Origin of the sequence: Pseudomonas emilianonis, from assembly GCF_023072625.1 — a bacterium.
GTDB lineage: Bacteria > Pseudomonadota > Gammaproteobacteria > Pseudomonadales > Pseudomonadaceae > Aquipseudomonas > Aquipseudomonas paraveronii.
This window is the reverse complement of record NZ_JAKNRV010000017.1, coordinates 25131-34445: the sequence shown is the minus strand read 5'-3', so window position 1 is coordinate 34445 and position 9315 is coordinate 25131. Positions and strand designations below refer to the sequence as shown.

Below are 9315 nucleotides of genomic sequence, written 5' to 3'. Positions count from 1 at the left end.
CGACTATGGCGAAGCCCTGCAAACCGGCACGCTGACCCTGCAACTGCTGACCATGGAAGGGCCGAAAGTCGCTGCCAACTCGGCGCGTGCGCTGATTCTGTGCCCGACCCGCGAGCTGGCCGAGCAGGTTCACGCCAGCGTTGCTGAGTACGCCCAAAACCTGCCGCTCACCACCTACGCGGTGTACGGCGGCGTGAGCATCAACCCGCAGATGATGAAGCTGCGCAAAGGCGTCGACGTGCTGGTCGCCACGCCTGGCCGCCTGATCGACCTGTTTCGCCAGAACGCGCTGAAACTCAATCAACTGCAAACCCTGGTGCTCGACGAAGCCGACCGCATGCTCGACCTGGGCTTCTCCGAGGAGCTGGCGAATATTTACCGCATGCTGCCGAAAAAGCGCCAGACGCTGCTGTTCTCCGCGACCTTCTCCGATGAAATCCGCACGCTCGCCGGACAAATGCTCAACGACCCGCTGAGCATCGAAGTCAGCCCGCGCAACGTCGCCGCCAATACCGTCAAGCAATGGGTGGTGCCGGTCGACAAGAAGCGCAAGTCGGAGCTGTTTGTCCACCTGATGCGCAAGGGCCGCTGGAAGCAGGTGCTGGTGTTCGCCAAGACCCGTAACGGCGTGGATGCACTGGTGGATAAACTACAGGGCCTGGGCATCAATGCCGACGGCATCCACGGCGACAAGCCACAGGCGACCCGCCAACGTGCGCTGGACCGCTTCAAGTCAAGCGATGTGCAGATCCTGGTGGCCACCGACGTGGCGGCCCGTGGCCTGGATATCGAAGACCTGCCGCTGGTGGTCAACTTCGACCTGCCGATCGTGGCTGAGGACTACATCCACCGTATCGGCCGTACCGGCCGCGCGGGCAACACCGGCGAAGCGATTTCCCTGGTGTGTGCCGATGAAGTGAACATGCTGTCGGCCATCGAGATGCTGACCCGTCAGACCTTGACCCGGCATATGGAGCAGGATTTCGAACCGGAACACCGAGTGCCGGATACCGATGCCAGCGGGCAGGTGGTGAAGAAGCCGAAAAAGCCGAAGAAACCTAAAACCTCCGGCGGTGGCGGTAAACGCAATCTGGGCAAGTGGGTGGACAGTGGTGAGGTCGCGCCGGCGGAGCCGTCGATCAAGCCGGTGCGCAAGGTGCCGGTGTTCAATACCGGGCCGCGTAAGAAGAAGTGATTTTTCGGCGCTGCTGAAGGCCTCATCGGGGGCAAGTCGAATCGTCGCACCGCCCCTCCCACATTTTGAATGTGTTCATAAATCAAAACTGTGGGAGGGGGCTTGCCCCCGATGGCGGACTAGAGTTCACCGCAAATCTGAAGTGTTCAACCACTCCAACATCCCGCGCCCGGCCGCTCTGCCACTGGCAAAACACCCCGTCAGCAAATACCCGCCGGTCGGCGCCTCCCAATCCAGCATCTCTCCCGCACAAAACACCCCCGGCAATTGCTTGAGCATCAACCGCTCGTCCAGCGCCTCAAACGGCACGCCCCCCGCCGTACTGATCGCTTCATCCATCGGCCGGGTTTTCGCCAGGCTCAGGGGCAATGCCTTGATATCCACAGCCAATTGCGCCGGGTCGTTGAAGTGTCCGGCGGGTGCCAGTTCGCGCAATAACGCCGCCTTGACCCCATCCAACCCCAACTGACTGTGCAAATGCTTGCTCATCGAGCGCGAACCACGCGGTTTGGCCAGCGCGGCCTGGACCTTGTCCAGCGGTTTGCTCGGCAGCAGGTCGATATGCACCGTGGCCACGCCCTCGCGATTGATCGCTTCACGAATCGGCGCCGACAGCGCGTAGATCAAGCTGCCCTCGATGCCGGTGGCGGTGATCACGCATTCGCCCAGGCGTGGCTTGTCATCCCCCAGGCCGATGGCGACGTTTTTCAACGGCGCGCCGGCGAATTTGCTGACCATCAGTTCGCTCCAGGCCGACACCTCGAAGCCACAATTACTGGGCTGTAACGGCGCGCAGGGCACGCCTTTATCTTCCAGCAGTTTGAGCCAGGCGCCGTCGGAGCCCAGGCGCGACCAACTACCGCCGCCAAGGGCCAGCAGCACGGCGTCGCTGTGGATGGTTTTTTCGCCGTCCGGGCTGTGGATAAGTAAACCACCGTCCGCGCTCCAGCCCAGCCAGCGATGGCGGGTGTGGATAACTACGCCGTGGTCGCGCAGGCGCTTGAGCCAGGCACGCAACAGCGGGGCGGCTTTCATGTCTGTAGGAAACACCCGGCCGGAGGTGCCGACAAAGGTCTCGATGCCCAGGCCATGAATCCATTCGCACAGCGCTTGCGCGCCAAACGCGCGCAGCAACGGCGCCATCTGCGGCGCACGTTCGGCGTAGCGTGACAGGAACGCCGGGTAAGCCTCGGAGTGGGTGATGTTCATACCGCCCACGCCGGCCAGCAGGAACTTGCGCCCCACCGAGGGCATGCCGTCGTACACGTCCACCCGCAGGCCCGCCTGGCTCAGGACTTCAGCGGCCATCAGGCCGGTAGGGCCGCCGCCGATAATAGTGACGTGTTGAGCAGGGGTGTGAGGCATGGGCAGGGCTACGGTCGCGTTAATAGGCCGAGCATTCTACCCGAGGACGGCGCAAGTTCCTGATCAAAAAACGTACAGCTTCCTACAGGCTATGCAGTTACTGGCTTTCAACGTTTTACGCTCAAGTTATCCACAGGCCGTTCCACAGGCATTGTGGGTAACGCCCACACTTCAATGACAACCTGATGACGCCCACACCCGTTGCGCGCTGTGGTGCAGGATGCCGTGGCGGCGAGCCAGGGCCGGGCGGTCTTTGCTGTAGCCGCCGCCGATCACGCCCATCACCGGAATGTCGCGACCCAGGCAATGGCGCATCACGCTTTCATCGCGGGCGGCGAGGCCTTCGTCTGTCAGCTTGAGGTAGCCGAGGGCGTCATCCTTATGCACGTCGACGCCCGCGTCGTACAACACCAGGTCCGGCTGGTACAGCGGCAGCAGGTAGTTGAGCGCGTCGTCCACCACCTTGAGGTAATCGGCATCCCCCATGCCCATGGGCAGCGGGATGTCCCAGTCGCTCTGGGCCTTGCGCGCAGGGAAGTTCTTTTCGCAGTGCAGCGACACGGTGATCGCGTCTGGCGTGTCATGGAGGATACGTGCGGTGCCGTCGCCCTGGTGGACGTCGCAGTCGAAGATCAGCACGCGGTTGACCCGGCCGCTGGCCAGCAGGTAATGGCTGATCACGGCCAGGTCATTGAAGATGCAAAAGCCCGCCGGGTAATCGTAGTGGGCGTGATGGGTGCCGCCCGCCAGGTGGCAGGCCAGGCCGTGTGCCAGTGCCTGTTCCGCCGCCAGGATCGAACCTCCCACCGCACGCACGGTACGCCGCGCCAGGGCTTCGCTCCAGGGCAGGCCGAGGCGCCGCTGGTCTTCGCGGGACAACTCGCCGCTCATGTAGCGTTCGATATACCCAGGTTCATGGGCCAGGGCCAGAATTTCTGCCGGGCACAGCGCTGGACGCAGTAATTGGCTGTCCTGGGTCAGCCCGGTGGACACCAAGTGGTCACGCAACAGGCGGAACTTGTCCATAGGGAAGCGGTGGTCCGCCGGGAATTCGGGGCTGTAGTCATCGTGGTAGATCAATGGCAAAGGCATGGGATTTTCTGACGGGAACCTGCGACGGATCTTAACAGCGCGGTACACTCACGCACATGGCAAGGGAGGGGACCCATGGAGCCGATACTGGAATTGGAAAGCGCACGCCTGGTGTTGCGCCAATGGCGCGATGCCGACCTGACGGAGTTTGCGCACATGTGCGCCGACCCGCAGGTGATGCGTTATTTTCCGGCCCAATTGGACCGCCTGGAAAGCGCCGCATTGATCGGCCGGATTCGTGGGCATTTCGCCGAATACGGTTTTGGCCTGTGGGCCTTGCAGCGCAAGGACAACGGCGCATTTATCGGCCTGACCGGGTTGCAGAATGTCAGCTTTGAAGTCGGCTTCACCCCTGCGGTGGAAATCGGCTGGCGCCTGGCTCGCGAGCATTGGGGCCTGGGGTATGCCAGCGAGGCGGCATGGACCGCGTTGCGCTGTGGTTTCGACCGCTTGCAACTGGACGAAATCGTCGCCTTCACCACCCAAACCAATCTGCCATCACAAAAAGTCATGCAAGCCATCGGGATGCATTACGATCCCCTGGCAGATTTTGAACACCCCAAGGTCGCAGCTGATGACCCGCTGCGCCCGCATGTTTTGTACCGCATCACCCGCGCCCAATGGTTGGACACGCTGCACGGATAAGCAGCCCGGAATGCCCCATAGATTGTAGGAGTTGCTCTATGAGCCAAGTATTGGAAGATCTGGTGGACTTGCTGACCCTGGAGCCGATCGAGGAAAACCTCTTTCGCGGCCGCAGCCAGGACCTGGGTTTTCGCCAACTGTTCGGCGGGCAAGTGCTCGGCCAGTCGCTGTCGGCTGCCAGCCAGACCGTCGAAGCCGAGCGGCACGTGCATTCCCTGCACGGTTATTTTTTGCGCCCCGGCGATGCGGCATTGCCGGTAGTGTATTCGGTGGACCGCGTGCGCGATGGCGGCAGCTTCAGCACGCGCCGCGTGACAGCGATCCAGAAGGGCCAGCCGATTTTTACCTGCAGCGCGTCGTTCCAGTACGACGAAGCCGGTTTTGAACACCAGACCAGCATGCCGGAGGTGGTCGGCCCGGAAAACCTGCCGTCGGAGTTGGAGCTGACCAAGCAGCGCGCCCACCTGATCCCCGAGCACATGCGCGACAAGTTGCTGTGCCCCAAGCCGATCGAAGTGCGCCCGGTGACCGAAACAGACCCGTTCAACCCGCAGCCGTCCGACCCGGTCAAGTACGTGTGGTTCCGCGCCGACGGTGCCCTGGCCGACACGCCGGCGCTGCATAAATACCTGCTGGCCTACGCCTCGGACTTTGGCCTGCTGACCACGTCGCTGCTGCCCCATGGCAAGACCGTATGGCAGAAAGACATGCAGGTCGCCAGCCTCGACCACGCGCTGTGGTTCCACGCCGACCTGCGCGCCGACGACTGGTTGCTCTACGCCATGGACAGCCCGTGGGCCGGCAATTCCCGTGGTTTCTCCCGCGGCAGCGTGTACAACCGCGCCGGGCAACTGGTGGCCTCGGTCACCCAGGAAGGCCTGATCCGCCACCGCAAGGATTGGGCATGAGCCTGGCGGACATTAAACATTGGGTGTTCGACATGGACGGCACCCTCACGGTGGCCGTGCATGACTTTGCGGCGATTCGCGTGGCCCTGGGGATACCGCCCGAGGACGACATCCTCAGCCACCTCGCGGCGTTGCCGGCGGATGTCGCGGCGGCCAAACATGCCTGGTTGCTTGAGCATGAGCGCGAGCTGGCGCTGGGTTCGGTTGCGGCGCAAGGCGCGGTGGAACTGGTGCGGGAATTGGCCGGGCGCGGTTGTCGCCTGGGCATCCTGACCCGCAATGCGCGGGAGCTGGCGCATATCACCCTGGAAGCGATTGGTCTGGTGGACTGCTTTGCCGCCGAGGATGTGTTGGGGCGTGATGATGCGCCACCCAAGCCTGATCCCGGTGGCTTGCTCAAACTGGCGGCGGCCTGGGACGTATCGCCCAGTGCGATGGTGATGGTGGGGGATTACCGCTTTGACCTGGATTGCGGCCGCGCCGCAGGCACGCGGACCGTGTTGGTCAACCTGCCGGAGAACCCGTGGCCCGAGCTGGCTGATTGGCATGCCGCAGACTGCGCGGTACTGCGCCGGATGATCCAGCCCGGGCAATAGAGATCAAATGTGGGAGGGGGCTTGCCCCCGATAGCGGTCTGTCAGTTAAAAATTGGCTGACGGTTACACCGCAATCGGGGGCAAGCCCCCTCCCACATGTTGAGCCGGTTTCTGCAGGTATTACTGAGTGAACAGCACCTTCTGCCCTTCAGGCGAGGTGAAGATCCCATCCCCGTTATGCCCAACCCCCGGCACTTCCACCAGCTTCTGGGTCAGTTGCGGATGGCGTTGCTTGAGGGTGTCAAAGTAGTTGTGCCCACGAATCAGGCGATACGCGCCCTGGGCCTCGGCTTCACAGCTTTTATCCAGCGCTGGGTGGTTCGGGTCGGTGTCCTGCTGGCCGAGCAGGTAGGTGATGTCACGCGACACGTAGGCCCGCTCCAGTTGCTCGGCGCTTTGCCCCTTGGCATAGGCGGGCAGGTGCTGCATACCGTACTTCCAGTCATTGAAACCCGGGCAGTCCGCGACCTTGAACGGCACCGGCCGCTGCGGGCTGAAGTAGGCGTAGGACGACGGGTTGGCCACCACAAAACGCAGGCGGATGCCCTCGGTTTGCAGGGTCGGATGGTCGTGGCCGGTAAGGGCGAAGCGTTGCACCACCTGGCCACCGCCGGAATGGCCGGCCACCACAATCTCTCTCAGCGCCGGAAATAGCGTGCGGTTACCCAGGTGCTTGATGATCTGGTCGAGTGCGCCGAAGGAGCTGACAGCGCCCGGCCCCACCGAGGGCTCGCCGGCCATCCAGTCATTGCCCTTCCAGCGCAGAAGTTGCTTGTCCAGGTGATTGCGTTTCACATCGGACTGATTCAAAAACTGCGGCGCGATCACCAGCGTCGTGCCGCCAACCCCTGCCTGCTTGGCGGCGTCTTCACCGCTCTGCAGGTAGGTTTGTGCGTTGCGCAGGCGACCATGCACGATGATCAACGCACGCGTGACGTTGGGCAGCGGTTTACCCCAATCCTGGCTCAAGCCGAGGCTGAGGTCGCCGGCATCCAGGTGAAAGCGCTCGGGACTGACCACCTTGCCCCCGTGCTCGGCGGCCCAGGCGGGGGCGCAACAGGTGACCAACAAACCCAGCAGCATGCCCAATCGCGTATTCATCTAAAGACTCTTGGCGGTAAAGGTGTCGCATTGAGTGATCTGGCCCTGGGCAAAGCCAGTCTTGAACCAGCGCACCCGCTGCGCCGAGGTGCCGTGGGTAAACGAGTCCGGCACGACACGGCCCTGGCCTTGTTGCTGCAAACGGTCATCGCCAATCGCGTTGGCCGCATTCAGCGCTTCCTCAATATCGCCGGGCTCCAGCCAGTTCAGGCGTTTTTGCGCGCGATAGGCCCACACCCCGGCAAAGCAGTCGGCTTGCAGCTCCTGGCGCACCAGCAGGCCGCCGTCGCCTTGCATCTGCCGGCCTTGCTGGCGCGCAGCCTGGATCTTCGACGAGATGCCGAGCAAGGTCTGCACGTGGTGCCCGACTTCGTGGGCGATCACGTAGGCCTGGGCAAAATCGCCAGCGGCCTTGAAACGTTGTGACATTTCCCGGAAGAAATCCAGGTCCAGGTACACCTGCTGATCCGCCGGGCAATAGAACGGGCCGCTGGCGGAAGTGGCGCCACCGCAGGCGGAATTGACCCGGCCGCGGAACAGAATCAGTTGCGGGTTCTTGTAGGCCAAGCCGTTTTCCTTGAACACCTGGCCCCAGGTGTCTTCGGTATCGCCCAATACCGCGCGGACAAAGTCGACTTGCTCATCATTCGCCGGCGGCGCCTGGCGCGATGGAGTGCTCACCGAGGGCGCCTGGTCCATCTGGCCGGTCAATTGGCCGAGAATCTGCAGTGGGTCCTGGCCGGTCAGCCAGCCGATGCCGACGATCAACACAATCGCGGTCAGGCTCAGGCCCTTGCCGCCGCCAAAGCGCATACCACCGCCACCGCCGCCGCCACTGTCATCGCGGGCATCCACCACGTTGTCGCTGCGTCGGCCTTTTTTCCATAGCATGGGGCAATCCTCGAAGTGCTAACCGTGATTGATTATGGTCGTGATTAACGGCAATAGCCTTCGCCGGTGGCGACGATCAGGCAGTCTTTTTTATCCGCCAGCCATTTCAACCCGGTCGCCGCACCGTCACCGGCGCGCAGCTGTTGCGGGCCGTCCGGGCGGGTGAACGCGATGCCGTCTTCAGCCGCTTCACCTTTAAAGGTGCCGGCGGCGTCGGCGTCGAGGCCGTACTGCATGGTCAGAAGATAGTGGCCACGGCCGATGCTGTCGTCCTTGGCGATGGTCAGGTGCAAGCCTTCGACGCCGATCCATTTGCCGACCCAGTTGTCGGTGGGCGGGGTTTGCGGCACCAGGGTCGCTTGCACGGAAGGCGGCGCCGGTTTGGCGGGTGCCTTCGACTCCTGGTTACACGCGGCGAGCAGGGCAAGGGCAGACAGAAGAAAGACAGTTTTTTTCATAGCGGCAAGGCCTTGGTTAAAAAGTGTGCAACGCAGGGGCGAACGTGCAGCGTTGGACTCGATTGCGGTGATTTAGTGCGCTGTTCGCACGGTGTTTGGTTATGCTCTTGGGGCAGACGCATGCCCGGCTGCTAGATTACCGGGTTGAGTACCACCGCGTTCAGCCAGCCACGCAAGAGAATTCAATGACTGTCAGCACCCCCCTTTCCGGCGTCAACCATCCCTTCAAAGGCATTCTGCTGATTGTGGTGGCGACTTTCCTGTTCTCCAGCCACGACGCCTTGTCCAAATACCTGGCCGGGTTCTACCCGATCGTGATGGTGGTGTGGGCGCGTTACCTGGTGCATACCTTGTTGATGGCCGGGATTTTCCTGCCGCAATCAGGCTTGCGCGTGCTGCGCAGCAAGCGGCCGGGGATGCAGGTGGTGCGGGCCTTTTGCCTGCTTGGCACCAGCCTGTTTTTTACCGCTGCGCTGCATTACATCCCGCTGGCGGAAGCCACGGCGGTGAACTTCCTCGCGCCGATTCTGGTGACGGCGCTGTCGGTGCCCCTGCTCGGTGAGCATGTCACGCGTGGCCAATGGCTGGCGGTGATCTGTGGGTTTGTCGGGGTGCTGGTGATCATCCACCCGGGCGGTGAATTGTTCACCCCTGCGGTGCTGCTGCCGCTGTGCTCGGCACTGTTCTTCTGCTTCTACCAACTGCTCACGCGCATCCTCAGCCAATACGACACGCCCACCACCAGTAACTTCTTCGCCGGCCTGTGCAATACCTTGGTGATGAGTGCGATGGTGCCGTTCTTCTGGCAAGTGCCGACCCTGTGGCACGGCGTGTTGATGCTGGCGTTGGGCACCTGCGGGATGACCGCGCACTTGATGCTGACCCAGGCCTTCCGCTTTGCGGCGCCGGCCTTGCTGGCGCCGTTCGGCTATTGCCAGATCGTGTTCGCGGGGGTGTTGGGCTGGCTGGTGTTTGCGCATACCCCCGACTTGACCACGGTGGTCGGCATCGGGGTGATCTGCATGAGCGGGTTGGCCGCTGCCTGGCAGCAGCGGCGGCGCTGA

10 protein-coding genes are annotated in these 9315 nt (G+C 62.7%); 5 read left to right on the top strand and 5 right to left on the bottom strand.

Annotated elements, in window-relative coordinates; translation table 11 throughout:
• On the top strand, nt 1–1195 hold a 1195-nt coding region (locus tag L9Z73_RS04075; protein WP_247396635.1), incomplete at its 5' end, for a DEAD/DEAH box helicase.
• Nucleotides 1196–1321: 126 nt separating this feature from the next.
• Here L9Z73_RS04075 and L9Z73_RS04070 read toward each other — a convergent pair.
• Together L9Z73_RS04070 and L9Z73_RS04065 are read right to left on the bottom strand one after the other, a co-directional pair.
• Nucleotides 1322–2560 carry a TIGR03862 family flavoprotein gene (locus tag L9Z73_RS04070; protein ID WP_247396633.1) on the bottom strand — a complete coding sequence of 413 codons (1239 nt, stop codon included), beginning with the start codon at nt 2558–2560 and terminating at the stop codon, nt 1322–1324.
• A 171-nt stretch (nt 2561–2731) separates the two neighbouring features.
• A complete protein-coding gene (locus L9Z73_RS04065; RefSeq protein ID WP_247396629.1) occupies nt 2732–3652 on the bottom strand; it encodes a histone deacetylase family protein in 921 nt (306 codons plus the stop codon).
• A gap of 75 nt (nt 3653–3727) precedes the next feature.
• On the opposite strand from L9Z73_RS04065, the gene L9Z73_RS04060 reads away from it, so the two are divergent.
• The 3 genes from L9Z73_RS04060 to L9Z73_RS04050 are packed head-to-tail and all read left to right on the top strand — an operon-like array spanning nt 3728 to nt 5801.
• Nucleotides 3728–4297: a GNAT family N-acetyltransferase gene (locus tag L9Z73_RS04060; protein ID WP_247396626.1), complete on the top strand. Its 570-nt coding sequence runs from the start codon at nt 3728–3730 to the stop codon at nt 4295–4297.
• Nucleotides 4298–4335: 38 nt separating this feature from the next.
• Nucleotides 4336–5205, top strand: a complete 870-nt coding sequence (tesB, locus tag L9Z73_RS04055) for an acyl-CoA thioesterase II (protein WP_247396622.1) — start codon at nt 4336–4338, stop codon at nt 5203–5205.
• Nucleotides 5202–5801 carry an HAD family hydrolase gene (locus L9Z73_RS04050; RefSeq protein ID WP_247396620.1) on the top strand — a complete coding sequence of 200 codons (600 nt, stop codon included), beginning with the start codon at nt 5202–5204 and terminating at the stop codon, nt 5799–5801. Before tesB ends, L9Z73_RS04050 begins: the two co-directional genes overlap by 4 nt.
• 120 nt (nt 5802–5921) lie before the next feature.
• Here L9Z73_RS04050 and L9Z73_RS04045 read toward each other — a convergent pair whose 3' ends face one another.
• Genes L9Z73_RS04045 through L9Z73_RS04035 form a run of 3 tightly spaced genes read right to left on the bottom strand, consistent with a single transcriptional unit; the run spans nt 5922 to nt 8251 of the window.
• Complete coding sequence (locus tag L9Z73_RS04045; protein WP_247396617.1) at nt 5922–6902, bottom strand: alpha/beta hydrolase; 981 nt, start codon at nt 6900–6902, stop codon at nt 5922–5924.
• A complete protein-coding gene (ypfJ, locus tag L9Z73_RS04040; RefSeq protein WP_247396615.1) occupies nt 6903–7793 on the bottom strand; it encodes a KPN_02809 family neutral zinc metallopeptidase in 891 nt (296 codons plus the stop codon).
• Between the two features lie 44 nt (nt 7794–7837).
• Nucleotides 7838–8251, bottom strand: a complete 414-nt coding sequence (locus tag L9Z73_RS04035; protein ID WP_247396613.1) for a lipoprotein — start codon at nt 8249–8251, stop codon at nt 7838–7840.
• 185 nt (nt 8252–8436) lie between these two features.
• Between L9Z73_RS04035 and L9Z73_RS04030 the strand changes: the two genes are divergently transcribed.
• Nucleotides 8437–9315, top strand: a complete 879-nt coding sequence (locus L9Z73_RS04030; RefSeq protein WP_247396611.1) for a DMT family transporter — start codon at nt 8437–8439, stop codon at nt 9313–9315.

What these genes read in the sequence shown, in the direction of transcription:
- L9Z73_RS04050 (WP_247396620.1), top strand. Translation starts at nt 5,202, where the DNA reads ATGAGCCTGGCGGACATTAAACATTGGGTGTTCGACATGGACGGCACC.
- ypfJ (WP_247396615.1), bottom strand. Translation starts at nt 7,793, where the DNA reads ATGCTATGGAAAAAAGGCCGACGCAGCGACAACGTGGTGGATGCCCGC.
- L9Z73_RS04070 (WP_247396633.1), bottom strand. Translation starts at nt 2,560, where the DNA reads ATGCCTCACACCCCTGCTCAACACGTCACTATTATCGGCGGCGGCCCT.
- L9Z73_RS04030 (WP_247396611.1), top strand. Translation starts at nt 8,437, where the DNA reads ATGACTGTCAGCACCCCCCTTTCCGGCGTCAACCATCCCTTCAAAGGC.
- L9Z73_RS04045 (WP_247396617.1), bottom strand. Translation starts at nt 6,902, where the DNA reads ATGAATACGCGATTGGGCATGCTGCTGGGTTTGTTGGTCACCTGTTGC.
- L9Z73_RS04065 (WP_247396629.1), bottom strand. Translation starts at nt 3,652, where the DNA reads ATGCCTTTGCCATTGATCTACCACGATGACTACAGCCCCGAATTCCCG.
- L9Z73_RS04060 (WP_247396626.1), top strand. Translation starts at nt 3,728, where the DNA reads ATGGAGCCGATACTGGAATTGGAAAGCGCACGCCTGGTGTTGCGCCAA.
- L9Z73_RS04035 (WP_247396613.1), bottom strand. Translation starts at nt 8,251, where the DNA reads ATGAAAAAAACTGTCTTTCTTCTGTCTGCCCTTGCCCTGCTCGCCGCG.
- tesB (WP_247396622.1), top strand. Translation starts at nt 4,336, where the DNA reads ATGAGCCAAGTATTGGAAGATCTGGTGGACTTGCTGACCCTGGAGCCG.